Origin of the sequence: Aquabacterium olei, from assembly GCF_003100395.1 — a bacterium.
GTDB classification, from domain to species: Bacteria; Pseudomonadota; Gammaproteobacteria; order Burkholderiales; family Burkholderiaceae_C; genus Aquabacterium; species Aquabacterium olei.
Window position 1 is genome coordinate 2,591,747 of record NZ_CP029210.1, and the last position, 26,783, is coordinate 2,618,529.

The 26,783-nt window shown below is 68.7% G+C and carries 22 protein-coding genes and 1 tRNA gene; 12 read left to right on the forward strand and 11 right to left on the reverse strand.

Annotation, left to right across the window (positions count from 1 at the left end; all coding sequences use genetic code 11):
- Positions 1 to 73: 73 nt before the first annotated feature.
- From DEH84_RS11630 to DEH84_RS11645, 4 genes are read left to right on the forward strand one after another with little or no spacing between them, the layout of a single operon-like run.
- Complete coding sequence (locus DEH84_RS11630; RefSeq protein WP_159098940.1) at positions 74 to 616, forward strand: chorismate--pyruvate lyase family protein; 543 nt, start codon at positions 74 to 76, stop codon at positions 614 to 616.
- Between the two features lie 36 nt (positions 617 to 652).
- Positions 653 to 1,198 (forward strand): NUDIX hydrolase, encoded by a 546-nt coding sequence (locus DEH84_RS11635; protein ID WP_109036999.1) that lies wholly within the window; start codon positions 653 to 655, stop codon positions 1,196 to 1,198.
- Positions 1,199 to 1,253: 55 nt separating this feature from the next.
- Positions 1,254 to 3,431: a type I secretion system permease/ATPase gene (locus DEH84_RS11640; protein WP_109037000.1), complete on the forward strand. Its 2,178-nt coding sequence runs from the start codon at positions 1,254 to 1,256 to the stop codon at positions 3,429 to 3,431.
- A 16-nt stretch (positions 3,432 to 3,447) separates the two neighbouring features.
- Positions 3,448 to 4,890 (forward strand): HlyD family type I secretion periplasmic adaptor subunit, encoded by a 1,443-nt coding sequence (locus tag DEH84_RS11645; RefSeq protein ID WP_109037001.1) that lies wholly within the window; start codon positions 3,448 to 3,450, stop codon positions 4,888 to 4,890.
- Here the strand turns inward: DEH84_RS11645 and DEH84_RS11650 are convergent, their stop codons facing one another.
- Positions 4,891 to 6,813, reverse strand: coding sequence for an EAL domain-containing protein (locus DEH84_RS11650; protein ID WP_159098941.1), 1,923 nt, complete (start codon positions 6,811 to 6,813; stop codon positions 4,891 to 4,893). It lies immediately after the preceding gene.
- Between the two features lie 22 nt (positions 6,814 to 6,835).
- The gene (locus tag DEH84_RS11655) at positions 6,836 to 7,525 is read right to left on the reverse strand and encodes a transglutaminase-like cysteine peptidase (RefSeq protein WP_109037003.1); all 690 of its coding nucleotides are present in this window, start codon (positions 7,523 to 7,525) and stop codon (positions 6,836 to 6,838) included.
- 248 nt (positions 7,526 to 7,773) lie between these two features.
- Here DEH84_RS11655 and DEH84_RS11660 point away from each other — a divergent pair, with 248 nt between their 5' ends.
- The gene (locus DEH84_RS11660; protein WP_245932573.1) at positions 7,774 to 9,618 is read left to right on the forward strand and encodes a TolC family outer membrane protein; all 1,845 of its coding nucleotides are present in this window, start codon (positions 7,774 to 7,776) and stop codon (positions 9,616 to 9,618) included.
- Between the two features lie 320 nt (positions 9,619 to 9,938).
- Here the strand turns inward: DEH84_RS11660 and DEH84_RS11665 are convergent, their stop codons facing one another.
- Complete coding sequence (locus tag DEH84_RS11665; protein WP_218929724.1) at positions 9,939 to 10,340, reverse strand: DUF2493 domain-containing protein; 402 nt, start codon at positions 10,338 to 10,340, stop codon at positions 9,939 to 9,941.
- Positions 10,341 to 10,676: 336 nt separating this feature from the next.
- Between DEH84_RS11665 and DEH84_RS11670 the strand changes: the two genes are divergently transcribed.
- Positions 10,677 to 10,967: a hypothetical protein gene (locus DEH84_RS11670; protein ID WP_109037006.1), complete on the forward strand. Its 291-nt coding sequence runs from the start codon at positions 10,677 to 10,679 to the stop codon at positions 10,965 to 10,967.
- Between the two features lie 43 nt (positions 10,968 to 11,010).
- Here the strand turns inward: DEH84_RS11670 and putA are convergent, their stop codons facing one another.
- On the reverse strand, positions 11,011 to 14,736 hold the full coding sequence (gene putA / locus DEH84_RS11675) for a trifunctional transcriptional regulator/proline dehydrogenase/L-glutamate gamma-semialdehyde dehydrogenase (protein WP_109037007.1): 3,726 nt from the start codon (positions 14,734 to 14,736) through the stop codon (positions 11,011 to 11,013).
- A gap of 198 nt (positions 14,737 to 14,934) precedes the next feature.
- Between putA and DEH84_RS11680 the strand changes: the two genes are divergently transcribed.
- A complete protein-coding gene (locus DEH84_RS11680; RefSeq protein WP_109037008.1) occupies positions 14,935 to 15,396 on the forward strand; it encodes an Lrp/AsnC ligand binding domain-containing protein in 462 nt (153 codons plus the stop codon).
- 55 nt (positions 15,397 to 15,451) lie between these two features.
- Here DEH84_RS11680 and DEH84_RS11685 read toward each other — a convergent pair.
- The 5 genes from DEH84_RS11685 to DEH84_RS11705 form a co-directional block, all read right to left on the reverse strand.
- Positions 15,452 to 15,542 (reverse strand) — tRNA-Ser (locus DEH84_RS11685).
- 28 nt (positions 15,543 to 15,570) lie between these two features.
- A complete protein-coding gene (locus tag DEH84_RS11690) occupies positions 15,571 to 16,731 on the reverse strand; it encodes a branched-chain amino acid ABC transporter substrate-binding protein (RefSeq protein WP_109037009.1) in 1,161 nt (386 codons plus the stop codon).
- A 57-nt stretch (positions 16,732 to 16,788) separates the two neighbouring features.
- Complete coding sequence (locus DEH84_RS11695) at positions 16,789 to 17,244, reverse strand: hypothetical protein (protein ID WP_109037010.1); 456 nt, start codon at positions 17,242 to 17,244, stop codon at positions 16,789 to 16,791.
- Positions 17,241 to 17,690 (reverse strand): DNA polymerase III subunit chi, encoded by a 450-nt coding sequence (locus DEH84_RS11700; RefSeq protein WP_109037011.1) that lies wholly within the window; start codon positions 17,688 to 17,690, stop codon positions 17,241 to 17,243. Before DEH84_RS11700 ends, DEH84_RS11695 begins: the two co-directional genes overlap by 4 nt.
- Positions 17,691 to 17,697: 7 nt before the next feature.
- Positions 17,698 to 19,320, reverse strand: coding sequence for a leucyl aminopeptidase (locus DEH84_RS11705; RefSeq protein WP_109037012.1), 1,623 nt, complete (start codon positions 19,318 to 19,320; stop codon positions 17,698 to 17,700).
- A gap of 42 nt (positions 19,321 to 19,362) precedes the next feature.
- On the opposite strand from DEH84_RS11705, the gene lptF reads away from it, so the two are divergent.
- Genes lptF through DEH84_RS11725 form a run of 4 tightly spaced genes read left to right on the forward strand, consistent with a single transcriptional unit; the run spans position 19,363 to position 23,044 of the window.
- The gene (lptF, locus tag DEH84_RS11710; RefSeq protein WP_109037013.1) at positions 19,363 to 20,457 is read left to right on the forward strand and encodes an LPS export ABC transporter permease LptF; all 1,095 of its coding nucleotides are present in this window, start codon (positions 19,363 to 19,365) and stop codon (positions 20,455 to 20,457) included.
- A complete protein-coding gene (gene lptG / locus DEH84_RS11715; RefSeq protein ID WP_109037014.1) occupies positions 20,454 to 21,611 on the forward strand; it encodes an LPS export ABC transporter permease LptG in 1,158 nt (385 codons plus the stop codon). Before lptF ends, lptG begins: the two co-directional genes overlap by 4 nt.
- An 11-nt stretch (positions 21,612 to 21,622) precedes the next feature.
- Positions 21,623 to 22,039, forward strand: coding sequence for a sirohydrochlorin chelatase (locus tag DEH84_RS11720; protein ID WP_109037015.1), 417 nt, complete (start codon positions 21,623 to 21,625; stop codon positions 22,037 to 22,039).
- Positions 22,040 to 22,069: 30 nt separating this feature from the next.
- Positions 22,070 to 23,044 carry a CysB family HTH-type transcriptional regulator gene (locus DEH84_RS11725; RefSeq protein ID WP_109037016.1) on the forward strand — a complete coding sequence of 325 codons (975 nt, stop codon included), beginning with the start codon at positions 22,070 to 22,072 and terminating at the stop codon, positions 23,042 to 23,044.
- Between the two features lie 27 nt (positions 23,045 to 23,071).
- Here DEH84_RS11725 and DEH84_RS11730 read toward each other — a convergent pair whose 3' ends face one another.
- Positions 23,072 to 25,180 (reverse strand): type IV pilus assembly protein FimV, encoded by a 2,109-nt coding sequence (locus tag DEH84_RS11730; RefSeq protein WP_109037017.1) that lies wholly within the window; start codon positions 25,178 to 25,180, stop codon positions 23,072 to 23,074.
- A 115-nt stretch (positions 25,181 to 25,295) separates the two neighbouring features.
- Here DEH84_RS11730 and DEH84_RS11735 point away from each other — a divergent pair, with 115 nt between their 5' ends.
- Entirely contained in the window at positions 25,296 to 26,066 is a 771-nt protein-coding gene (locus DEH84_RS11735; RefSeq protein WP_109037018.1) for an oxepin-CoA hydrolase, alternative type, read from the forward strand.
- A gap of 27 nt (positions 26,067 to 26,093) precedes the next feature.
- Here DEH84_RS11735 and DEH84_RS11740 read toward each other — a convergent pair whose 3' ends face one another.
- Positions 26,094 to 26,753 carry a hypothetical protein gene (locus DEH84_RS11740; protein WP_109037019.1) on the reverse strand — a complete coding sequence of 220 codons (660 nt, stop codon included), beginning with the start codon at positions 26,751 to 26,753 and terminating at the stop codon, positions 26,094 to 26,096.
- Positions 26,754 to 26,783 lie beyond the last annotated feature (30 nt).

The following is a 26,783-nucleotide window of genomic DNA, read 5'->3' on the forward strand; positions in this document are numbered from 1 at the left end:
GAGACGGTGGCAGGGCTATGATCGCGCCCCGATGCTACCCCGACGATACCCCGCGCCTGACCGCCGCCTGCCCTTGACATGCGGCGACCTGCCCGCCTGGCTCTGCGCCCCGGGATCACTGACGGCGCGACTGCGAAGCCACGGCGTCGTCACCGTGCGGGTGCTGCAGCAGGGCCATCGACCGCTCTGGCGGCAGGAGCAGCGGGCCCTCGGCGAGCGCAGCGGGCACGTCCGCGAAGTCATGCTGATGGTGGATGGCCGGCCCGCAGTCTGGGCACGGAGTGTCACGACCTTGCGCGCCGCACGCGGCGCCTGGCGGGCCATGAAGGGCCTGGGCACACGGCCGCTGGCCGAGTTGCTGTTTGCGCACCGGCGCGTGCACCGTGGGCCGCTGCAAGCCAGCCGCTTCCCCTCTTCCTCGCCCGAGGGCCGTCATCTGGCACGCGGCTGGCAAACCCGTGCGCCCGAAGCCATCGCCGCCACGCCATCATGGGCGCGGCACTCCATCTTTCGACACAAGGGGCACCCGCTGCAGGTGCTGGAAGCGTTCTCACCATGGGTGGGCGGGCTGGAAGCGGGCCGCACTGGCGCCGTGCGTCGGGGGCACCGGCGCTGACCCGCGCCGTGCGCTGCCTTGCCCTACACTTGACGGATGCTGTTTGCACGCCGAATCGAGCACTGCCAGGTCTGTGGCACCCCCGTCGAGCACAAGGTGCCAGCCGACGACAACCGCGAACGGGCGGTGTGTCCGTCGTGCGGGCACGTTCACTACGTCAACCCGCTGAACGTGGTGGGCACCCTGCCTGTGTGGGGCGACCAGGTGCTGCTGTGCAAGCGCAACATCGAGCCCCGCAAGGGCTTCTGGACCCTGCCCGCCGGCTTCATGGAACTGGGTGAGACCACCGCCGAGGGTGCCGCGCGCGAAACCGACGAGGAAGCAGGGGCTCACATTGAGCTGGGCGACCTGTACTGCGTCATCAATGTGGTCAGCGCGGGCCAGGTCCACCTGTTCTACCGCGCACGTCTGCTTGACACGGAATTTGCGCCCGGCCCCGAGACGATGGAGGCGCGCCTGTTCCACCGCCACGAGATCCCATGGGACGACCTGGCGTTCCGTACCGTGCGGATGACACTCGATCGCTATTTCGCAGACCGGGAAACGGGTCAATTCGGCATCCATTGCGCCGATATCCGCTGACACACCCGCGCCGGCCAGCCAGGCCCTGCGCGGCCGGCCTGCCTCCACACCATCGATGAACGCCCCTCAGGATCCCCCTGTCGTCGCCCAGCCCACCGCGCGCCTGCGCGACGATCTGGTCACCCCCGATCCCTTGCTGGACTGCCTGATCGAGGTCTGCCGCCTGCATGGCCTTGGGGCCTCTCGCGCTGCCTTGTCGGCTGGACTGCCGCTGGCCAGTGGCCCGCTGACGCTGCAGCTGGCCGAACGGGCCGCAAGCCGGGCCGGACTGGCCACCAAGGTACAGCGCCTGGCGGTAGCCGACATCGACGCCCTCACGCTGCCCGCCATCCTGATCTTGCACGGGCAGCGCGCGTGCGTGCTGCTGTCCCGGGAGGCCGATGGCACCTGCCGCATCCTGCTGCCCGAATCGGGTCAGGGTGCGATCAGCCTGACGCTGGACGACCTGAACACCCGCCACACCGGCGTGGTGCTGTTCGCGCGCCCGCACTTCCGCTTCGACGAGCGTACGCCGGCCGTGCGAGCCACCCGCAGCGGCCATTGGTTCTGGGGCCCGGTGCTGGCGCAGCGCCTAGTGTACCGCGATGTGCTGTGGGCGGCGCTGCTGATCAACGTGTTCGCGCTGGCCTACCCCATTTTCTCGATGAACGTGTACGACCGCGTGGTGCCCAACCACGCGACCGAGACACTGTGGGTGCTGGCCATCGGCATCGTGCTCGTGCTGGGCGGCGACCTGTTCATCAAGCTGCTGCGCAGCCACTTCATCGACGAGGCGAGCGCCCGCATCGACGTGCATATCTCGGCCACGCTGATGGAGCGGGTGCTGGGCATGCGGCTGGAGAACCGGCCGGCATCGGTGGGCTCGTTCGCGGCCAACCTGCGCGGCTTCGAGCAGGTCCGCGATTTCATTGCCTCGGGCACCGTCACAGCGCTGATCGACCTGCCGTTTGCGGTGCTGTTCCTGGGCGTGATCGCCTGGATCTCGCCGTGGCTGGTGATCCCCGTGGTGCTGATCTTCCTGATGATTGTGGTGGCCGGCTATGTGCTGCAGCATCGCCTGCACGAGTTGTCGCAGCAGACCTACCAGGCCTCGGCGCAACGCAACGCCACGCTGGTCGAGAGCCTGACCGGCATCGAGACGATCAAGGCGCAGGCTGCCGAAAGCCTGATCCAGGACCGCTGGGAGCGCGCCAACCGCTTCCTCGCCGGGCTCAACGTGCGCATGCGGGGTCTGTCGTCCAGCGCGATGTACACGACCGCCACGCTGACCCAGATGGTGTCGGTGAGCATCGTGGTGATCGGCGTCTACCTGATCACCGACCGCCAGCTCACCATGGGGGGCCTGATCGCCGTGAGCATGCTGGCCGGCCGTGCGCTGGCCCCCGCGGGCCAGATCGTGGGCCTGTTGATGCAGTACCAAGGCGCACGCACGGCCCTGGAGTCGCTCGAGAAAATCATGGCGCAGCCGGTGGAGCGGCCCGAGGGCTCGGCCTTCGTGCAGCGCCGCGAGTTCAAGGGCGAAATCGAGTTCCGCCATGTGTCGTTCGCCTACCCGGGCCGACAGGAGCCGGCCATCGATGACATCAGCTTCAAGGTGGCTCCGGGTGAGCGCGTGGCGCTGATCGGCAAGGTGGGCTCGGGCAAGACGACGTTGCAGAAGCTCGTCATGGGCCTGTACCAGCCGACCGGGGGCGCCGTGCTGCTCGATGGCATCGACCTGCGTCAGCTGGACCCGGCCGACGTGCGTCGCAACACCGCACACGTCTCGCAGGACGTGAACCTCTTCTTCGGCACGCTGCGCGAGAACATCACCTTCGGCATGCCGCACGCGATGGACGATGCCATCGTGGCCGCTGCCGAAACCGCCGGACTGACGGAGTTCGTGCAACGCCACCCGCAGGGCTTCGATCTGCCGGTGGGCGAGCGCGGCGAGCTGCTGTCGGGCGGCCAGCGCCAGAGCGTGGGCATTGCCCGCGCCGTGCTGCACAACGCCCCGATCCTGCTGCTCGACGAGCCCACCAGCGCGATGGACTTCTCGACCGAGGCCCAGGTGACGCAGCGCATGCAGGCCTTCTGCCAGGGCAAGACCGTGGTGCTGGTGACGCACCGCACCTCGATGCTGGCCTTCGTCGACCGGGTCATCGTGATCGACCAGGGCAAGGTGGTGGCCGATGGCCCGCGCGACCGCATCATGCAGGCGCTGGCGGCCGGCCGCATCGCCCGCGCATCGTGACCGGAGGCCGCACACCATGAACAAGCTCATCCAGTCCGGTCAGGGTGCCGTGCGCGTCCTCGAAAAGGTGCGCACCACCATCGCGCCCGTGACCGACCCTTTGCTCGACCGCCTGGGCGGCCCGCGTGTGGACGCCGCACAGGCCCATGCGGCCGGCATGCCCGCATTCGAGAACGAGGCCGAGGCCGTCATGTCCACCGCGGGCACCCACCGCGCACAGACGCTGGTGCGCTCGGCGGTGCTGGTCACGGCCATCCTGATCGCGTGGGCGGCCGTGGCCGAGGTGGACGAGGTCTCGAAGGGCGACGCCAAGGTGATCCCGTCGCGGCAGTTGCAGGTGATTCAGTCGCTCGATGGCGGCGTGGTCTCCGAGATCCGTGTGCAGGAGGGCCAGGTGGTCGAGGCCGGGCAGCTGCTGCTCAAGATCGACGAGACGCGGGCCACCTCGGGCGTGCGCGAGAGCGCCGCGCAGGCGTTTGCGCTGCAGGTCAAGCAGGCGCGCCTGAAGGCGCTCGCCGAAGGCGATCCGTTCTACCCGCCCACGGCCCGCACCGGCGACGCCGAAGAGCAGCGCATCATCGACGAGGAACGCCAGCTCTACGACGCGCGCCGCTCCGAGCTCAACGCCCTGGTGTCCATCAGCCAGCAGCAGCTCGCCCAGCGCCAGCAGGAACTGAGCGAGTACCGCGCACGCCGCGAATCGGCCGCACGCTCGCTCGACCTGTCACAGCAGGAACTGGCCAAAACGCGACCGCTGCTGGCCACGGGCGCGGTCTCGGAAGTCGACGTGCTGCGACTCGAACGCGACGTCACACGCGCCCGCGGCGAGATGGAGCAGGCTGGCGCGCAGATCGGTCGGGCCCAGGCCGCCATCAGCGAAGCCACGCGCAAGATCCAGGAAACCGAGCTCTCCTTCCGCAACGAAGCGCGCAAGGAGCTGTCCGAGGTGCTGGGCCGTCTGAACGCGCTCAACCAAGGCGCCGTGGCCCTGGCCGACAAGGTGGACAAGGCCTCGGTGAAATCGCCGGTACGCGGGCGTGTGCAGCGCCTGCTGGCGAACACGGTGGGCGGCGTCGTGACCCCGGGCAAGGACCTCATCGAGATCGTGCCACTGGACGACGCCCTGGTGCTGGAAGCCAAGGTGCAGCCGCGTGACATCGCCTTCATCCGCCCCGGCCAGCCGGCCACCGTGAAGTTCACGGCCTACGACTTCTCGGTCTACGGCGGGCTGGACGCGACGGTGGAAAACATCAGCCCCGACACCGTGACCGACGAGCGGGGCCAGAACACGTTCTACGTGGTGCGGGTGCGCACCAAGCGCGTGAACTTCAGCGACCAGCTGCCCATCATCCCGGGCATGACCGCCGAGGTGGACATCCTCACCGGCAAGAAGACGGTGCTGTCCTACCTGCTCAAGCCGGTGCTCAAGGCCAAGGCCTACGCGCTGCGCGAGCGCTGATCAGGCGGTCGTCAGCCGCACGGCCGGGCCGGTGACACCGTCCAGGCCAGCCTGGTGCAGGGCCACGATGTCGGCCGGATCGCTCACGCCTTCGGCAAACACCTGCAGGCCCAGGCCATGCAGCATGCTGACCGTCGCCGTCACATACGCCGAACGGGCCGGATCCTGGGCCACCCCCTGCACCACCGAGGCACCGAGCTTGACGTAATCCAGCCCGGCCTCGAACAGCAGGTTGATGCGCGCCAGGCGGTCACCGGCGTGCTCGAGCCCCACGCGGGCCCCCAAGGGGCGCAGCTGCTTGCACAGCTCGCGCACCATGTCGAAGCGGTCGATCGCCGCGCTTTCATCGACCTCCAGCCACAGGTGGCGGGCCGCCTCGGGCATGGAGGCCAGACGCGCGCGCAGGCGCGGCACGAAGCTGCTGTCGGCCAGGGAGGCCGGCGACAGGTTCACGCCCAGCGGTTCGTGATCCCGCGCAATCTGCAGCAGGGCCAGTGCCACGGCGGCCTCGTCGATGCGGGCGATCAGGCCGGTGCGCAGCGCCATCGGCAGCCAGCGCGCGGCCGGCTCGGGCGTGCCATCATCCTCAAGCTGGATGCGCAGCGGGCATTCGTGGTGAACCAGCAGCTGGTCACGGCCGACCACCGGAAAGCGCACCAGCTCCATCCGGCCTGCCTGCAGGGCGGCGTCCAGCCGCTCGCGCCAGGCCTCCTCGCCCAGCACGGCCACATCGGACTGCGGCATCTCGGCCGTCTCCACCGCGAACGGACCGCGGCTTTCCGCGCGGGCCAGCGCCGAGTCGGCTGCCGCCAGCACCTGCGCGACCGGCATGCCGCGGCTCCAGCGCACGGCGCCCACCACGATCTGCGCGGGCGAGGCCATCTCCGTCAGCGCGCGGCGCAGCAGATCGGCATAGTAGGCCGCCGGCGGCGGCGCCACGTCGCCCTGCCCCACCAGCACGGCAAAGTCGCCCCCATTGAGCCGCCCGCGGGCCACGCCCGCCACATCGGCCCAGACGCCACGCAGCACGTCGGACACCTTCTGCAGCAGGGCATCGGTGGCCCGGTGGCCCAGCTGCCGGTTGATCCCGGCCAGGTCCACCACGCGGATCAGGTACAGCATGCCTTCGCCGGCCGCTTCGTCGGTGGCCAGCATGGCGCGCAACTGTGTCATGAAGTGTGCGCGATGCGACAGCCGGGTGAGCGGGTCGCAATGCGCCTGCTGACGCAGCTGCTCGACCTGCGTGGACTGCTCGTCGAACAGCGATTTCAGCCGTTGCACGACCTCGTTCATGGCGCGGCTCAGCCGAGCCAGCTCGGGCACGGCCGGCTCGGGGACCGTGACAAAGCGCCGCTCCATCAAGGCCTGTGCCTGCGCCACCGTGGCATCCAGCGGGGTGCGGATGCGCCGCACGCCATATGCGGCCGCCCCCGCCGCCAAGGCGCCCAGCACGGACAGCAGCCCCACGGTCTTCAAGGCGCCCTGCCAGAGCTGGTCGTAGGCAAACGCCGCGTGGCTCACCACCTCGACCGAGCCGAGCGCACGCCAGCCATCGGACACCTGGGCCACCCCGGGTGTCGACGTGACGGTCACCATCTGCGCAAACCAGGCGGGGGCACGGGGACGCACGGCATCGGCTTCGGCATCGCGGCTGAACAGCACGCGGCCGGCACCGTCCCGCAGCGTCACCCGCTGGTAGAAGCCGGTGTCGAAAACGGCCGAGGCCGTCAGCTCCATGGCCGTGCGGTCGCCCTTCTGCTGCGACAGGCTCAAGGCCAGCGACTGCGCGTTGTCGGCGTTCTTCAGCCGCAACTGCGTTTCAAGGTAGCCGCGCGCAGACAGCATCCAGACGGCGAAGCTGCCGAAGAACGCCAACAACAGCGTCGCCAGCAACAACAACCAGATCTGACGAATCAAGGACATAAACACTCCACCTGCTTGCCGTTCACCACCACCCCTCCGCCTTCGCTTTCGCGAGCACCTCTCGCCAGCGCGACAGACGCGCAACCGGATCGCCCGCCGTGGCGGCCCCCACACCTTGCCACAAGCCTTCGGCATTGAAGCTGAAGACGGGCGTCAGATCAGGCCGCCGGGACGCAGGCCGGATGTCTGTGATGAGGTTGTCGAGGATAAGCGGCTCTGCGTCGGGCGTCGGGTAATACGCCAGCACCATGTGCGCCTGGATGACGCCCCCGTTCTGTGCACGGACGTAAACCAACCGCATCCGCGCACTCGGCACGCCCGCCGCCATCAGCGCAAAGTATTTGCCGATGGCGTAGTCCTCGCAGTCGCCCTGCCCCTTCGTGAGGGTTTCGAGCGGCGAGCCCCAGTAGTCGACCTGCCCCCACACATCGCGGTCATCGCGGTACTGGACCTGGCGATTGAAGAAGGTGTTGAGCCGCCGCAGCCGAGCCTCTTCGTCGAGAGCGGCGGCCTCGCCGATGTCCTGCACCAGCGCCTGCGCCCGTGCCGCCACCACCGGGCCGAGGCGCTGTGCGCTGCCGAGCACCCGGGGGGCCTCCCAGGCCAGGCCCACCGTGCCGACGAACGAGGCCAGCACGACGAGGCCGAGCAGCCACCCGCGCGCCCTGCGCAGCAAGGGCGCGCGATGGCCGTCGGCATCCAGCGGAGCCATGGCGGACAGCAAGGCAGACGGGCGAATCACACGACAGTATCGGCCAGTGCGCCGGAGACTTGACCCACCTTCACCGTTAAGGGGATGCACTCCCCCCGGGCCGGATGGCCCCGGCGGCAGGTCGCGCGCGTACGCTTGGTGACAAAATAACCGGTTTACCAACACATGCGGACGCCGTCGTCCCGACAGCTGTAGTTTGAAGACCCGAGGCCGATAACCCGGGACCGACCGTTTCCCAAGGCAACACCGTGACGCAAAACAAGATGAAGTGCGCCCTCTCGGCACTGGCTATGGCGTGCCTCGCCACGGCAGCAGGCGCCCAGACCGCCGCAGGCCTGACCGAAGCGGTCCAGAAGGCGCTGGCGAACAACCCCGACGTCACCGCACGGCTGAATGCACTGCAGGCGGCGGCCAATGAAGCCGACGTCGCACGCGGCGGTTTCTACCCCCGCATCGACCTGGGCGCCAGCGTGGGCCGCGACCAGGACCGCATCACCTCGCGCACGCCCGACTCCCAGAGCCTGACCCGCCATGGCCTTGCGCTGAGCGCCTCGCAGATGCTGTGGGACGGCCTGGCCACCCGCAAGGAAGTGGAGCGACTGGGCCACGCCCGCATGGTGCGCTACTTCGAGTTCCTGTCTGCCAGCGAAGACACCGCGCTGGAAGCCGCCCGCGCCTATCTGGACGTGCTGCGCTTTCGCAAGCTCGTGCAGTTGGCGGAAGACAACTACGTGCAGCACAAGTACGCCGCCGACCAGCTGCAGTCGAAATTCAAGGCGGGTGTGGGCCGCGGTGTGGACGCCGAGCAATCGAACGCCCGACTGGCCCTCGCCGAATCCAACCTGACGACCGAGATCGCCAACCTGCACGACGTGAGCGCCCGCTTTCTGCGCATCGTGGGTGAGGCCCCGGGCCCGCGGCTGAACGTGCCCGCCGGACTCGAGCGCGGGCTGCAGCCCGCCAACACCGATCACGTGAACCAGGCGCTGGCCCGCAACCCGGCCATCAGCGCCGCGGTCGAGAACCTGCGCGCCGTGCAGGCGCAGGCCGAAGGCCAGGAAAGCCGCTTCCAGCCGCGCGTCGAGGCGCGGGTGCGCTCGGGTGTGGGCAAGAACTTCGATGGCGTGCTCAACCAGAAGCGCGACACCGCCGCCGAACTGGTGATGAACTGGAACCTCTACAACGGGGGATCCGACCGCGCTCGCGTGCGTCAGTACGCCGACCTGATCAACCAGGCTGCCGACCAGCGCGACAAGGCTTGTCGCGACGTGCGCCAGACCAGCGCCATCGCCCACAACGACATCCGCAAGCTCAAGGACCAGCTGGTGGCACTGGACCGCAACGTGCTGGCCATCGAGAAAGCGCGCGACGCCTACCGCCAGCAGTTCGACATCGGCCAGCGCAGCCTGCTGGACCTGCTGAACGCCGAGAACGAGCTCTACACGGCCCGCCGAGCCTATGCCAATGCCGAGCACGACCTGCAGTTGGCCTACGCCCGCACACAAGCCGTGCGCCACATGCTGGTGAGCACGCTGGGCCTGACCCAGGAAGGCGCTGCACCCGAGCTGGCCAAGGACTGGCAGGCCGAGGATGAGGCAGCCCAGCGCTGCCCGGTGGTGTCGGTGGAACCGACCGGCACCCCGCGAGAAGAACTCGACGCCCGCGCGCGCAGGCTGGCTGTGCCCGCTGTGGCGACCGCAGCCGTGACCGCCCCCACCGTGCCGACCGCTGCGCCGGTGGCGCCCAAGGCCGACGCCGCAGCGGTGGCCACCGTGACGCAGCGCCTGCAGGACTGGGCCGCCGCCTGGATGGCCAAGGACGCGAACCGCTACCTCGGCTTCTACGCGCCCGAATTTGCACCGGCGCGCACGACCCCGGCCCAATGGACAGCCAACCGCCGCCGCATGCTGAGCAAGTCCGGCCCCATCGAGGTGAAGCTGGGCCAGGTGCAGGTCGCGCCGGAAGGCGACACGGTCGTGACCCGCTTCGAGCAGAGCTATCGCTCGAATGACTTCAGCGACCAGACGGCCAAGACGCTCACCTGGCGCCTGCAGGGCGGCGCCTGGGTCATCGTGCGGGAAAGCAACCGCTGAGCGCATTTCGCGGGCAAAGCGTGCAGGCGTCACACCTGCGTGCCCTCGCTTCGGCGCACACTGGCATTGCTGACCTGACGGCACAGTCCGACAGCACAGCATGACCCGCCGGACATCGGGGGTCAGACCGGGCACGGTGCCGCCCTCGGGTGGCGCAGGCGGGGTGATCCCGCCTCGGCCCGACCGCCGGTGAGGCGGCCCTGTCATCAGGGAAAGCGGCAGCGCCGGATCACCTGGGCGCGCCAGGTCAGGCAGTGAGCCTGCCCGCCGAACCCGTCGTGCCTGCGTGCGACGGGTTTTCTTTTTTCGGCCTTGCCGCATCAACCGTAGGGCCGCCACACCGGCAGGCCTGCCACCCGCGCCTGGTTCACCATGTCTTCGGTGCCGGGTCCCCCGGGAAACGCGACGAGCGCGTCCGGTCGCCCGGCCACCAGCATGCGCGTGTTGCGCAGCGGGCTCGCGGCCAGGCCGACCCGCTCCCATTGCTCGGGCGGCACGGGGAAGACCTGGCGCTCGATGCCACGCGCCACCGCCCACTGGTCGGCCAGCGTGTCCGCCCCGCGGGCGGCCCCGTGAATGAGCACTGTGACCTGGTACCGCGTGAGCACGAGATCGAGCGCGTGAAACACCGCGTGCTGGTCGTCGGCCTCCAGCCCGCCACACACCAGCACGCGCAAAGCGGGGCGCTCTGCGGCAGTCCAGTGCGCGCACCCAGCACCCATCTCGGGCTGCAGAGCCGGATCGGCACGCAAACAGATCCCCACCAGACGCGAGGGAGCCCGCCGGGGGCTGCCGCCGAAATGCCGACAGGACCAGCACGGCATCCTGACGGGCCGGGACACGGGAAGGACAGACACGGCCGGAAGTCTGGCAGGGTGAGGCCCGGCACGCACGTTCCCTGCGGTTGGTCAAGGTCTCGACAGGGTCATCGCACGCTGGCCGATGGGACAATGTCGCGCTGTCAACACGACCATCGCTCAGGGCAGTCAGACAATGAACAGCATCACCCGTGGCTTCGCCACACCCGGTCTCGTCCTTGCGCCCGCGCGGAGGGAACGATGAACACGTTCTGGATGCTGTGGGCCGGCACGCTGGCCCTGATCCTGTCGGTGGCCACCTGGATGGAGTACAGCGCCATCCACCAGCGCATCAACGGCGCCAACGGGCTCACCCTGCTCGTGGCCGGCATCGTCAGCGCGCTCAGCCTGCCGGTGGGGGGCGCCATCGCGTGGTACCTGGGGGGCTTTGCCGCAGCGGCAAAGATGACCCTGGCGACCGGCGCGGGGGTCGCCACGGTGTTCTACGGCGCGCTGCGCTGGCTGGACAGTCAGGCAAAACAGCCGCGCTGAGGCAAGGTGCTCCCCCGCGGCTGGAAGCCGGGGGGGGTTGGCGTCAAGCGCCCATGGCCATCAGGCTGGCGTTGCCACCGGCCGCGGCGGTGTTGATCGACAACGTCCGCTCGTGCACCAGGCGGCTCAGGTCGTAGTCCGGTGTCGGTTGCAGCAACTGCAGGATCGGGCCGGGGCGAGACGCCACGCGAACACGCAAGGCATCGGCATCGGCCTCGCTGCCCTCGAACAGCACCGCGCCCAGCTCGCGCTCGAACCACGCCGCATCCACCGTCACATGCGAGCGCAGGGGCGCGGGCAGCGAGGCCACCACCACCCGGGCCGCATGGCCTTCTGCCACCACCAGGTGGTTGCCGCTCGCCAGCGCCGCCATCAGCTGATGCAGCACGGCCGTGGCGGTGTCCGCCACCCCGGCAATCGTGCCGCGCGCGGTGAAGCGCAGGCTGTCGTCCTCGCCCGTGGGGCCGGGCAAGGCCACGCGCAGGCCACTGATGCGGCGCGCACGGCAGGCGTCGGCGCGGTCGCGCAGCACGGCGAGTTCGTCGCCCTCCAGCAGGGCCCGCCCGGCGCCGTCCAGCCAGCTCAGGAAGGCGGCAAATGCCTGGTCGGCCGACCGGGTCTCATCCCCTTCCGTGACCGACACGGCACCGTTGTGCAGTCGGGGCCCCGAGGTGCGGGCCAGCAGGCGATGGAGGTACAGCGGGCCACCCGCCTTCGGTCCTGTGCCGGACAGGCCTTCGCCGCCGAAGGGCTGCACCCCCACCACCGCACCAATGACGTTGCGGTTCACATAGAGGTTGCCGACATGCGCGCGGGCGGCCACCCGCTCCACCGTCTCGTCGATGCGCGTGTGCACGCCCATCGTCAGGCCATAGCCGCTGGCATTGATGGCGTCGATCAGGCTGTCCAGGTCGGCGGCACGGTAGCGCAGCACGTGCAGGATGGGGCCGAACTGCTCGCGTCCCAGCTCCGACAGCGCACCGATCTCGATGATGGTCGGGGCGACGAAGGTGCCGTGTGCGCATTCGGCGGGCAGCGTCAACTGGGTGACACGGGCGCCCTTGTGCTGCATCGCGGCCACGTGGCTTTGCAGGCCATCGCGCGCTTCGGCGTCGATCACCGGGCCGATGTCGATGCGGACGTCGGCGGGGTTGCCCAGGCGCAGCTCGGTGAACGCGCCCTGCAGCATGTGCAGCACGCCATCCGCGATGTCCTCCTGCAGACACAGCACGCGCAGTGCCGAGCAACGCTGGCCGGCCGAATCGAAGGCCGAGGCCAGCACGTCGCCCACCACCTGCTCGGGCAGCGCCGTGGAATCGACGATCATGGCGTTCTGGCCGCCGGTCTCGGCAATCAGCGGCACGTTGCCACCGCGCGCAGCCAGCGTGCGGTTGATCAGCGCCGCGACCTCGGTCGAGCCAGTGAACATCACGCCGCGCACGCGGGCATCCGCCACCAGGGCGGCGCCCACGGTCTCGCCACGGCCGGGCAACAATTGCGCGGCCGCCACCGGCACCCCGGCTTCATGCAGCAGGCGAACCGCAAAGGCGGCAATCAGGGGCGTTTGCTCAGCAGGCTTGGCCAGCACAGAGTTGCCTGCGGCCAGGGCGGCAGCCACCTGTCCGGTGAAGATGGCCAGCGGGAAGTTCCACGGGCTGATGCACAGCACGGGGCCCAGCGGCACATGGGTGGCAGGATCGAAGCCCCGCGCCTGTTGTGCGTAGTAGCGCAGGAAGTCGACGGCTTCCCGCAGCTCCGCCACGGCGTTGCCCCACGACTTGCCCGCCTCGCGCACAGTGAGCGCCAGCAGGATGTCGGCGTCGCGCTCGAACAGTTCCGCAGCGCGCTCCAGCGCGTCGCTGCGCACGGCGGCCGGGGTGGCGCCCCACTCGGATGCCACCGCATGGGCAGCCAGCAGTGCCTGAGCCACGTCTGCGGCCGTGGCCTCTGCCACGTGGCCCACCACATCGCGGTGGTCGGCGGGGTTGCAGACCGGTTGGACGATCGCTTCAGCGGCCTCGACCGCGAGCGTCGGTCCCGCTCGGAAGGCCGTTTCGCAGGAGGCAGCCAGCGCGGTGGCAATGCGTTCACGCACCGTTTCGCTGGCCAGGTCGTGGCCCTCGGAGTTGGCGCGCAGCGTCCCGAACAGCTCAGCGGGCAGCGGAATCTTCGGATGCGGTGCGCCAGCCAGCGGCGCGGCCTGCTCGACCGGGTCGGCAATCAGTTCTTCCACCGGCACCCGCTCGTCCACGATGCGGTTCACGAAACTGGTGTTGGCGCCGTTTTCCAGCAGACGACGAACCAGGTAAGCCAGCAGGGTCTCATGGCTGCCCACCGGCGCATAGATGCGCACCATGCGGTGGCGCTCGGCCTGGCCCACGATCTGGTCGTACAGCGGCTCGCCCATGCCATGCAGGCACTGGAACTCGTAGTCGCCGGGCTGCCAGGCACGCCCCTCAGCCGCGGCAAGATGGAAGATTGCGGCCAGCGAGTGCGCGTTGTGGGTGGCGAACTGCGGATATATCACATCGCGCGCGGCGAGCAGCTTCTTGGCACACGCCAGGTAGGACACGTCCGTGTACACCTTGCGGGTGTAGACCGGGTAACCCGAGAGCCCATCGATCTGCGCGCGCTTGATCTCGGCATCCCAGTACGCGCCCTTGACCAGACGCACCATCATCCGACGACCGCTGCGGCGGGCCAGGTCAATCACGAAATCGAGCACATACGGTGCGCGCTTCTGGTACGCCTGCACGACAAAGCCGAGCCCGGTCCAGCCCGCCAGTGCCGGGTCGAGCGCCAGGGCCTCCAGCAGATCCAGCGAAATGTCCAGACGATCGGCCTCCTCGGCATCGATGTTCAGGCCGATGTCGTGGCGCTTGGCCTGCAGGCACAGGGTCTTCAGCTTGGGCAGCAATTCGGCCAGCACGCGTTCACGCTGCGACCAGGTGTAGCGCGGGTGCAGCGCAGAGAGCTTCACCGAGATCCCGTTGCCGTCGACCACACCGCGGCCGGTGGACGACTGCCCGATCGCCTCGATGGCCCGCTCGTAGTCACCGAAATAGCGGTCAGCATCGGCGGCCGTCATGGCCGCCTCGCCCAGCATGTCGAACGAGTAGCGATAGCCCTTCTTCTCGTGGGCACGGCCACGGCGCAAGGCCTCGTCGATGTCGCGGCCGGTGACGAACTGCTCGCCGAGCATGCGCATCGCCAGGTCCATGCCCTTGCGGATCAGCGGCTCACCACCGCGCGCCACCAGACGGGTCAGCGCAGACGACAGCCCCTCTTCGCTGCTGGTCGACACCAGCCGGCCCGTGATCAGCAGGCCCCAGGTGGCCGCGTTGACGAACAGCGACGGGCTGTTGCCGATGTGGGAACGCCAGTCTCCGTCGGCCAGCTTGTCACGAATCAGGCGGTCTGCCGTGGCCTTGTCCGGCACGCGGAGCAGCGCTTCGGCCAGACACATCAGCGCCACGCCCTCCTGACTGGACAGTGAGAATTCCTTCATCAGCGCATCGACACCCGACGAACGCGAGCGGGTGGCGCGCAGGCCGCTCACAAGATCGTGCGCCAGGCCACGCACCGGCTCACGCAACGCCGCCGGGATGCGTGCGGCGTCGACCAGGGTGGGCACGCAGACCGGTTCAGGGGTGCGCCATGCTGCGTCGATCCTGCGGCGAATCTCACTGCGGGGCGCGGTGGGCAAGGCGGTGGCCGAGGCGTCAAACGCACCGATGGGCCAGAGGCTGGTGGGGATGGTGGCGGTCATGTCCGGGTACTCCTGAGGGGCTGGCGCATGGCGCAGAGGGCTGCGCGCGCTGCAGTCGCGAGAGATGGCGGAAAACGCATCCGCCAGATGGGCTGAATTGTTTTCGAAACACCGCAGTAAATGGCTCCAAATTTTCGATCTGAAAAGCCATAATGACTTTTACAAGCAGCTTTGGAAGTCAGAAAGACTGTCTCGCACATGGACCGCATTGACCTCAAGATCCTCGCCGAACTGCAGGCAGACGCCCGCCTGTCCATCGTGGAACTGTCCCGCCGGGTCGGCCTCACCAAGACGCCGTGTGCAGAGCGGGTGCGGCGGCTGGAGAAAACAGGGGTGATCCGCGGGTACCACGCCGACCTGGATCCCGATGCCGTGGGGGCCGGTCACATCGTTGTGGTGCAAGTGCTGCTGGCCGGCACCACCGAGCACGAACTCCGGCGCTTCAACGAAGCCGTGCAACGCATCCCCGAGATCGAGTCATGCCACATGATCGCCGGCGACTTCGACTACCTGCTGAAAGTCCGCACCCGCGACATCAACGAGTACAGGCGGGTGATGGGCGAGCACATCTCCGGCCTGCCGGGTGTGAAGCAGACCCACACGTATGTGGTCATGGAGATGGTGAAGGAGTCACGCAGCCTGCCGCTGCCACACCCCTGACCCTGGCCCGAAAAGCAAAAAACCCCAAGTGAAGGAATCACTTGGGGTTGTGTTCTGGCGGAGAGGGCGGGATTCGAACCCGCGGTAGGCTATTAACCTACACACGCTTTCCAGGCGTGCGACTTAAACCGCTCATCCACCTCTCCGAAGCCCGCTACTTTAGCATGCTTCGCGTCAGTTCACCGGCGTCTTCTTGCCGTCCTTGTAGCCGTACAACGTCATGGCGGGGTTCTTCAGCTCGCCATTCGATTCGAACTGCACCTTGGCCGTCACGCCCTGGTAAGCGGCCTCGACGATCTTCGGGCCGTACACCTTCGGGTCGACCGAGTTCGCGCGCTTCATCGCGTCCACCAGCACCATTGTGGCGTCGTAGGTGTAGGGCGAATAGACCTGGAACTGGCCCGGGAACTTGGCGTCGTAACGGGCGCGCCAGTCCTTGCCGCCGGCCAGTTTCTCGAGCGAGGCACCGCCCACCGCGCAGACCACGTTGCCCAGCGTCTTGGCGCCGCTGGCCAGTTCGATCAGCTTGTCGGTACAAATGCCGTCGCCGCCGAACAGGTAGGTCTTGGTCAGCCCCAGCTGCTGCATCTGGCGCAGCATCGGGCCGGCCTGCGGGTCCATGCCACCGAAGAAGATGCCGTCCGGCTTCTTGTTCTTGATGGCCGTCAGGATGGCCATGAAGTCCACCGCCTTGTCGTTCGTGTACTGCTGGCTCACCACCTCCATACCCAGTTGCTTGGCGGTCTTGGCGAACACTTCGGCCACGCCCTTGCCGTAGGCCGTGCGGTCATCGATGATCGCGACCTTCTTGAGCTTCAGGGTGCCATGCGCGTAATTGGCCAGACCGGCGCCCAGGGCGTTGTCGTTGGCCAGCAGGCGGAACACGTTCTTGTAGCCCGGCTTGGTCAGGTCGGGGTTGGTGGCCGAGGGCGAGATCATCGGCAGGCCGCACTGGTTGTACACCTTCGAGGCCGGGATGGTGGTGCCCGAGTTCAGGTGGCCCACCACGCCGTTGACCTTGGCGTCACACAGCTTCTGCGCGGCCGCCGTGCCCTGCTTCGGGTCGGCTGCGTCATCTTCGGCCAGCAGTTCGAAGGTCACCTTCTTGCCGCCGATCGAGATGTTCTGCTTGTTGAGTTCGTCGACCGCCATGCGTGCGCCGTTCTCGTTGTCGCGACCGTAGTGCGCCTGCGGGCCGGACACCGGGCCCACGTGGCCGATCTTGACCACAGTCTGGGCCTGGGCTGCGCCGCCGGCCGTGGCCAGGGCGGCAAACGATGCGGCAGCCAGGGCCACGTGGCGCAGGCTCGGGGAAGGGGCAAAGCGAAGGGTCATGTCCACCTCGTCGGTTGGGTTGAAAGCGTTTGGGTACGGTTCACAAGGCACCGTGGTTCAGCGCTGGCGAAGTTTCGCCACCTCCTGCGCCACGGACCGGGCCACCACGTCTCGCATGGTGCGCCCGAGTTCTTCACGCAAATCGCGCACCAGGGCTTCGCTGTGGCGCGCGAGGATCGGCCCGATGGCCTCCCGAAGCCGGAAATCGAGCAGGCCGTCGATCTGCTTCTGCACGTCGTTGAGCACGCGCTGCGCAATCTGCGCCTCGGTGATGTCGGCACGCGTGGCCGCGCCGGTAGCCACCGGCTGCATGGGCAGATCCACCAGCGGGGTGTCGCCCGGTGCCCCCACCACCAGATTGGAGATGGGCGCCCACGCCGGCCGGGCGTTCGGAAAACCGGATGTGACGACCGGTGCAGATACGGTCTGCCCGACACCCGCCACGTCGACAGGCAGGTCGATCACCTCCGTCAACGTCGGCACATGGGCAGGCGGGCGGGGCGACTGGCTCATTCCTTGACCTCGTGCGGCTGCACCTGCCAGCCCATGGCTGCGTACTGCTTCCAGCGTTGCCGCCCGAGCTGGCGGTCCTCCGGCTCGCTGGAGACGATGTCGAACAGCCGGGCACAGCGGTCCATGCCCGCCGGCAGCCGCTGTCCCACATTCACCAGCACGCTGCGCTCGCCCGGCGCGGTGGCCGGGTCAGGCGTGAGCCAGATGGCCGTGTCGTGCTGACAGGCAGGCAGATCGCCTGCCGCCGCGGCCAGCACATGCGGCAGGAACTCCTGCTCGTCAAATGTCCAGAGCTGGCGATCGAGGGTGCGCAGGCTCGCTTCATCCCCCGTCACCACCACGCGGGCCCCGGCCCGGTACGCCTTGCGCAGCAGGCGGCAGGCATACGCCAGCTTGTCGCCCACCCCGTGGTGGAACTCGACCTTGCCTGTCCGGGCCTCGCTCATGATCCGCTCAGACCTTGTTCGAAGCGGCACTCACGCGGGCCGTGCGGACGCGCGGCGCGCGGGTCGGTGCGGCGGCAGTTTCCTGCCGCAGTGGGGTCGTGCGTGACGATCCAGCCGCCTTCACAGCTTTCACGGCCTTCACAGCACGCGGCACGATGGCCTCCTTGCCGGCCGCGGCCTGGTCCAGGATGAAGCGCGTCAGCAGACCGACCGGGCGACCGGTGCCACCCTTGGCGCCCCCCGACTTCCACGCCGAGCCGGCAATGTCGAGGTGGGCCCAGCGGTAGGCCTTGGTGAACTTCGCTAGGAAGCAGGCCGCCGTGATGGCCCCACCCTCGCGGCCGCCCACGTTGGCGATGTCGGCGAAGTTGCTCTTCAGGCCTTCGGCGTACTCGTCGTCCAGCGGCATGCGCCAGGCGGTGTCCTGTGCCTGCTGGCCGGCCTTCAGCAGCGCCTGTGCCAGCTCGTCGTCCGCCGAGAACAGGCCGCTGTGCTGGTTGCCCAGCGCGATCACGCAGGCGCCGGTCAGCGTGGCGATGTCGATCACGGCAGCCGGTTTCAGGCGCTCGGCATAGGTCAGCGCGTCGCACAGGATCAGGCGGCCCTCTGCGTCGGTGTTGAGCACCTCGATCGTCTGGCCCGACATGCTGGTGACCACATCGCCCGGCTTGGTGGCCGTGCCGCTGGGCATGTTCTCGCATGCGGGCACCAGGCCGATCAGGTTGATGCGCGGCTGCAGTTCGGCCACGGCACGGAAGGTGCCCAGCACGCTGGCCGCGCCGCCCATGTCGAACTTCATTTCGTCCATGCCGGCGCTCGGCTTGATCGAGATGCCGCCCGTGTCGAACGTGATGCCCTTGCCCACCAGCACCAGCGGCGCCTGGCTCGCGGCCGCGCCCTGGTAGCGCAGGATGATGAATTTGGGCGGCTGCGCCGAGCCGTTGGTGACCGACAGGAAGGAGCCCATGCCGAGCTTTTCCAGGGCCGGGCGATCGAGCACCTCGACCTTGAGCGACTTGAACTCGCGGCCCAGGCGCTTGGCTTCGCTGGCCAGAAAGCTCGGGGTGCAGTGGTTGCCCGGGCGGTTGCCCAGCTCGCGGGCCAGCGTCACGCCTTCGGCCACCGCCTGGCCTTCAGCCAGACCGCGCTTGACGCCAGCGGCCTCGTCCTGCGTGCAGGCCAGCGTCACCTTGCGCAGCTGCCCGGGCTTGGGCGCGCTCGGCTTGGTGTGCGTATAGATGTAGGTGGCATCGGCCACGGCCAGCACCAGGGCGTGGGCGTGGGCCGCTTCCAGCGTCACACCGGCGGCCACGGCCAGAGCGGCGTGGGCCGCACCGAGGTCCTTGATGTGGGCCACGCCCTTGGCCACGGCGGCCTTCAGCGCCTTGGGGGTGGCATCGGCCGCGGCCAGCAGCACCACGCGCGAGGCCTTCACGCCCGCCGGTCGATGCACGTACAGGCTCTTGCCCGCCTTGAGCGCGAAGTCGCCGGCGGCGATGGCGTCCCTGGCGATCTGGTCCAGCACCGGATCACCCGTGCTGCCCTGATCGGCCGTGAAAACCACCAGCAGCGCATCGGCATTGAGCTGGGACAGGGCGGGCCCGTGGGCCACGGTGGAGCGGTAGTCCATGCAGTGCAAGTCCATAATGGACGGGATAGACAGATCCAAGCAATGTTATTCGATTCCTCCGTGCGCCGTGAACTCTGGCGCAGTTTCATGGCCACGCTCGTGGTGCTGCTCACCGTGGTGCTCACCATGGTGCTCATCCGCATCCTGGGTCAGGCCACCAAGGGCGCTTTTGCGCCGGCCGACGTGAGCCTGATCCTCAGCTACACCGTCGTCACACAGCTGCCGGTGCTGCTGGCGCTCGCGCTGTTCGTGTCGGTCGTGTCGGTGCTCAGCCGCATGTGGCGCGACAGCGAGATGGTGGTCTGGCAGGCCAGCGGTGCGCGGCAATTCAGCTTTCTGCGCCCGCTGCTGCGCATGGCCTGGCCCATCGTGGCGCTGGTGGCGGCCAGCACGCTGGTGGCGCGTCCGTGGGCTTATGACCAGACCGAGGTCCTGCGGCACCGCTTCGAGAAGCGCTCCGACATGGCGCGCATCGCCCCGGGTCAGTTTCAGGCATCTGCCGATGGCAAGCGCGTGTTCTTCATCGACAGCCACAGCGACGGCCAGACCACCGGGCGCAATGTCTTCATGGTGCTGACCGATGAAGGCACCGAATCGGTCGTCACGGCGCGCGAAGGGCAACTGCAGGTCGACAAGGGCATGCGCTACCTGATCCTGAACAACGGCGAGCGCATCCAGACCCGACTGGACACGGGCGAGATCACCAGCGCCCACTTCGACCGTGCCCGGGTGCTGGTGGGCGAGGCGCCGGACGCCGGCTCGGCTGCTCCGGAGCTGCGCGCCATGTCGACCACCGACCTCCTGGCCGACCGCAGCCGCGAGGCGCGCGGCGAACTGGTCTGGCGCCTGGGCCTGGTGTGGGCTGCCCTCAACATGGTGCTGGCCGGCCTCGCCCTGGCCGCCGGCAACAGCCGCCGCAACAGCAGCTGGAACCTGGTTTACGCGCTGCTTCTTTTCGTCGTCTACTTCAACCTGCTGACGCTCACGCAGTCGTGGGTCACACAGGGCAAGATGAAGTGGGCGCCGGCCGTGCTGGGCGTGCATGGCGGGCTGACCATGGCGCTGCTGGCCCTGATCGCCTGGCGTGACGGCGCCTTCCGCATGCTGGGCCGCCGCCCGCAGGAGGCCCGCGCATGAAGACCGTTCGCCGACTGATCTTCGGCACCATCGTGCGCCACGTGGCGCTGGTGGCACTGGCCTTCTCGGCCCTGTTCTTCTTCATCGACTTTGTCGACGAAGTGCGCAACCTGGGCCGTCTGGGCTACAAGCTGCACCACGTGCTGTGGACCTGCGTGCTGATGCAGGGCGCCCACCTGTATGACCTCTTCCCCATCGCATTGCTGATCGGCGCCATCCTGGCGCTGTCCAGGCTGGCGCAGACCTCAGAGTTCACCATCCTGCGCACAGGCGGCCTGGGGCCCGGCCGGGCGCTGAGCCTGCTCGGGCTGCTGGGCGTGCTGGCCGCGGCCATCATGGTGTGGATCGGCAACTGGTACGTGCCCTGGTCCGAGGCGCAGCTGCAGGTGCACAAGGCGCAGTTCAGCACCCGCCAGGGCCTGAAGCTGGGCCAGTCGGGCGCCTGGCTGCGTGAACGGCGCGCCCAGCCCGATGGCAGCACCCACCTGATCACGGTCAGCGTGGGCAAGGCCGTGCGGCAGGACCAGTTCGGCGACGTGCGCATCTTCGAGTTCGACGACAGCGGACGGCTGCTGCGCCGCCTCTCGGCGCGACAGGCCGACGTCAGCGCCGGCGGCGACGACGTCGGCTCGGTGTGGCAGCTGCGCGAGGTGAACGAGACACTGTGGCTCACGCACGACCTGCTGGGCGAGGAAGCCGTGCGCGAGGCCCGCCCCGTGGTGCGCGAGCAGACCCATGTGCAGCTCGCCTGGCAGAGCAGCCTGACACCGCTGGTGGTCTCGGCCTCGGTGCTGCCGCCGGACACGATGTCGACCCTGGCGCTGTGGCGCTATACCCGCCACCTGGCCAGCAACGCCCAGGCAGCGCAGCGCTACGAAATCGAGTTCTGGAAGAAGAGCTTCTACCCCGTGGTGTGCCTGGTGATGGTGGCGCTCGCCCTGCCCTTTGCCTACCTGCACGCACGCAGCGGCGGCATGAGCCTGAAGATCTTTGGCGGCATCATGCTGGGCATCAGCTTCGTGCTGGCCAACCACATCAGCAGCCACCTGGGCCTGTTGCACCAGTGGCAACCGTGGCTGGCCGCCGCCGCACCGAGTGCGCTGTACCTCCTGCTGTCCATGAGCGCCTTCGTGTGGCTCGTGCGTTACCGTTGAAAGCCTCCGCCATGTCTTCCTCTGCCTCCGGCATCCTGCTGTTCGCCCACGGCGCCCGCGACCCGAACTGGGCACGCCCCTTCGAGGCCGCCGCGGAAGCCTTGCGCCAGCGCGCCCTTGCCGCAGGCGATGCGGCCCTGGCCGCGCACATTCGCCTGGCCTTTCTCGAATTCATGTCGCCCGACCTGCCGGCCGCCGGCCGTGAACTGGCCGAGGCGGGGTGCACCGCGGTGACGGTGGTGCCGCTGTTTCTGGGCGCTGGCGGGCATGTGCGCAAGGACCTGCCCCGCCTGATGACCGAGCTGTCCGAAGCCCACCCGGATGTGACATGGACGCTGAGCGCGGCCGTGGGCGAGACTGCCCTGCTGATCCAGGCGCTGGCCGACTCGGCCTGGCAGCTCGCGCACCCCGCGCAGCCTGTCGCTTGAGGGCGCCAGCACGGCAGTCCAACAGACACCATGAACCTGCACCAGTTCCGCTTCGTCTGGGAAGCCGCACGGCGTAACCTGAACCTCACCGAAACCGCCAAGGCCTTGCACACTTCGCAGCCCGGCATCTCCAAAGCCATTCTGGAGCTGGAGGAAGAACTGGGCGTCGACATCTTCGTGCGCCACGGCAAGCGCCTGCGCCGGGTCACGGAGCCTGGCCAGCAGGTGCTGAAGTCCATCGACATCATCCTGCGCGAGGTGGCGAACCTCAAACGCATCGGCGAGGAGTACGCCATGCAGGATGCCGGCACGCTCTCGATTGCGACCACGCACACCCAGGCGCGTTACGTGCTGCCCGAGCCCGTGGCCGCCCTGCGCCGCAAATACCCCAAGGTGGCCGTGAGCCTGCACCAGGGCACGCCCGAACAGGTGGCGCGCATGGTGCTGGACGAAGTTGCCGACGTGGGCCTGGCCACCGAGTCGCTCAGCGACTTCCCGGAGCTCGTCACCCTGCCCTGCTACGAATGGCAGCACGTGGTGGTGATGCAGGCCGGGCACCCACTGGCCCAGGTGCCGCGCCTGACGCTCGAACAGCTGGCCGCCGAGCCGCTGATTTCGTATCACCCCTCCTTCACCGGCCGCAAGCGCATCGACCAGGCCTTCGCGCAGCGCGGGCTCACGCCGAACGTGGTGATGGAGGCGATCGACTCCGACGTGATCAAGACCTACGCCCGTCTTGGCATGGGCATCGGGCTGGTGGCCGAGATGGCGGTGAAGGACGACCCGCTGATGAACACGCCGGGCAGCGAGCTGGTGGCGCGCCCCGTCGGCCACCTCTTCGGCCCCAACCTGGCGCGGCTCGCCTTCAAGCGGGGCGCCTACATGCGCCAGTTCGTGCTGAACTTTGCCGAACTGGTGTCCGACCGGCTGACCCGTCAGCTGATCCTGCAGGCCATGCAGACGCCGGCCGGCGCACCACGCGAAGGCAGCGACGCCGGCATGTGACCGAGAGGCCGCCGCGGCGGCGCCTGATCACACTTTGCCGATGTGCTGCGGCGTGTCGCTGTCGTCCACGTGGAACGGCAGCGGGTCGAGCGTGCGGGGCGCACCCGGCAGAGGGTCGGTGACGCGCACCTCGGATGCCGCCGGGTCGGGATCCGGCGAGGCCAGGTCTTCCAGATGCAGGTCGAGGCTGATGCTGGGACGGGCACCCGGCTGCGCCTTGATGGGCCGGGTGGCCATCAACGGGGCCACTTCATCGGATTCACCGGGCACGGTCAGCTGCGATGCGGGCTGCGCACCGCCCATCTCGGGCAGCAACAGGTCCACGGCCTGGCGATCCCGCGATTCACGCTCGGACAGATCGCGCGCCACGGCGTACAGGAACAGCAGTTCGCGGTAGGCCGGCAGGTCGAAGGTCTCGGCGTCGTGATCCGGCCGGGTCAGCGATTTCTCGAGCACGTCCATGGCCCGCGCCGGTGTGGACCACAGACCCTGCAGGCGCTCGATCACCCCAGGGTAATCGGCCAGGCTGTGACCCTGTTGCAGGTCGGCTTCCCAGGCGGGCGCATAGCCATTGAACCGGGCGTTGAAATCGGCCTGCACGCGCTCGTAATCGGCACGCTGGCCCAGGCGCTGGTAGATCTCGAGCAGCTTGAGGTAAGGCAGCGGGCTGCCCCCGGTGGTGCTCTGGACGTGCCCTTCGAGGAGGTCGATGGCCGCATCGTCCTGACCCAGCACCACGAAGAACTCGGCCTGCTGTTCCAGGTCGATCAGTTCTTCGACGGACACCTCGCGCAGGGCCTCGCGCTGCACCGGTGAGGCCATCGACGCGACAGCCGGGGCAGGCGGTGGCTCCAGCGTGACGCTCGGCGCGGGCGCCTGGAACACCGGAGCGGGCGTGAACGGAGCCGGTGCAGGCACGCTCCAGTCAGGTTGGACCGAGGGTGCCGGGTGCGCAAGCTCGCCCTGGAAGGTGTCGACTTCAGGCGCGTGGACACCCTCGGGACGGCGCACGAAGTCGACCGAGGTGCGGCTCAGGTCGTCGTCCACACCGGTGTCGCGCGGTTCGCTGTTCGCGGCAGACGCCATCCAGTCGGACGACGCGGCTGCGCGATGGGCACGCCACAGCCGCCACCCCAGCCACAGCACCAACGGCAGCAGGACCAGCACGAGCGCCCCGAGGACAGCGACCCACCAAGCGGGGGTCGCCTCGCTCACGGGGGCGGGGCGGGCCAGCGCAGCCTTGGCCTTGTCGCTTTCGGCCTGCAGGGCCACCAGCCGCTGCTCGAGTTCGGCCAGGCGCTGGCGGTCACGGGCGAGTTGCTCGGGGGTGGCGTTCAACGCCTGCCACAGCGCGGCAGCGGCCGCCCGACGCTCCTTGGAGGCGGGCGAATCGTCGAGGGCAGCCGTGCCCAATGTGGCGGTGGGGCGCAGTTCAGGCAGGACCAGTGCATCCTGCTCGATCGGATCGAGCAGCAGTCGGCTGCCCGGATCGGCCTTCGCCGCCTTCGGAGCCTTTGCTGCTGCCCCCATCGAGGTGGACAGGCCGCCAGCACCGGGGGAGGCCATGCCCCCCGCCTCACTGGCGGGCGAAGCGGCCGCACGCGTCGCAGGCGCGCGAGCAGCCGTGCGGGCGGCGGTGCTCGATGCCGGGCGACGGGTGGACGGGGCAGCAGCGCCCCCCGCATCCGCAGGGGCAGGGTTGTCCGAGGGGGCGGTGGCAGTGAGCGGAGCGGTCTCGGCCGCCGCCAGCGAGGGCGGGTCGACGAAGAGCACGAACTTGCGGGTGACGCGTGCTTGACAGCCTGCAATCAGATAGACCGTCACCACCGGCTCGTTCAGCGCGCCTTGCGTCTGCAGGCGCAAGGTGGCCTCGGAGGCCCCGACTGCGCGTTCCACTGCAAGGGACACCGCGCCGCGAGGCAGTTTGTCTTCGCCAACGTAGACGTCGCTGGCAAGGCAATCCTGGGCAAGGTCTTCGCCGGCTTCAAGGCGGATGGGAACCTGCATCTGCAGGCGTTCGCCGAGGATGGCGCGGCTGACGGGGCGACCGAAGCCCAAGCCGTGAGACGCAACCGGCACGAAACCCAGTGCCACTCCAGCGAGAACCGCGGCCGACACCTTGTTGCAATGAATCATGAGGGTGTGCTTTGAGGCCAGTAAACCACTCTAGCATGAAGCGAAATGCATCCCGGGGGCGAGAATCGCGAGGGATTCCCAGCAGTTTCCATGAATCAACACGGCAAACCAAGGCATGACCACTGAACTGCAGACTTCGCGCCACGGCGCCACCCTCGTGCTGACCCTGCACGGACCGGCCAACCGCAATGCGCTGTCACCCCAGGTGTACGCCGCGGGCATCGAAACACTCGGCATGGCGGAAGACAACCCCGACGTCGCAGCCGTGGTGCTGACCGGCTCGGGTGGCCACTTCTGCAGTGGCGGCGACCTGGCGCGCCTGGGGCACAACCGCGACCACGATCTGCCCGCACAGGAAGCGGCCATCGGCGCCTTCCATCAATGGGTGGAGGGACTGCAGAGCTTCCCGAAACCGGTGATCGCGGCCATTGAGGGACGGGCTGCAGGCGGTGGCGTCTCCCTGGCGCTGGCGTGCGACCTGATCGTGGCGGCCGAGGACGCCCGGTTCACGATGGCCTACAGCCAGATCGGCCTGTCGCCCGACGGTGGCACCTCGTGGCAGCTTGCGCGCCGGGTGGGCCGCGGCCGGGCGCTGGCCTGGCTGTGGGACGGCGGCACGCACAGCGCGCAGGACTGGGCCGCGCTGGGGCTGGTCCAGCGGCTGGCTCCGTCGGGCACGGCGCTGTCGGCGGCGCTTGCGTGGGCAGACGAGCTGGCCACATTGCCGGCGGGTGCCGTGGCCAGCATCAAGGAACTGGTGAACGAGGCGGATTCGCGCCCCCTGCATGCCCATCTGCAACAGGAGCAGGCGCACTTTCTGCGCAACCTGACGCAGCCTGCGGCCGGCACGGCCATCGCGGCCTTTCTGCAGCGGCGCAAGGGCTGATCCGGCGCCAGCCGAACTGTCTGCGCCTCAGCCCCGGGCGATGGCGCGGCAGCGGGCTGCGGCCCGGTCAAACAGCCCACCGACGAAGTGCAGCTGCGCTGCCTCAAGGTTCTGCCCGCTCATGCGGACGGTGAGGATGCCGCGGTTGAGCGTCAGCACCAGCAGCAGCGCGTCGGTCCACCAGGAGGTGGCGGCCGCATCGAGCTGGGACAGCATGTCTTCATCGAGCCATGCGCGCGCCACCTCTTCGGCGTTGCAGAACAGCGCAAACCGGCGGGCCAGCACGGGCGAGGCCGCCATCGAGATGCGCGGGTGCATGGCCAACCAGCGCATTTCCTCGGGCAGCGTGTGATCGACCTGGGTCTGCATCGCGTTGGTGTAGCGACTGAAGACATCGGTCTCGAGGGTCTGCGTGAGGACCTTGCTGAGCAGCAGCATCTGCACGTCGTGCGGCAGACCGGTGTCACTGCGAAAGCGCAGCTCCTGACCGGCAATGTAGGGCCGCTGGGACGCGCCCCACTCGACGCGCCAGCCGGCCTGGGTGCTGACGACAAAGCCCCCTGCCCCACGGCTGTCCTTGACGCGCTTGAGCTGATGCCCTTCGGCCTTGGCCCAGGTGGCCAGCACGTCGCCATCGGCGCCTGCGCCGCCCCGGGTACCCAGGAGTCGCTTGATCGCGGCAAACATGGCTGACGACAGTCCCTTGTTCGTGGAACG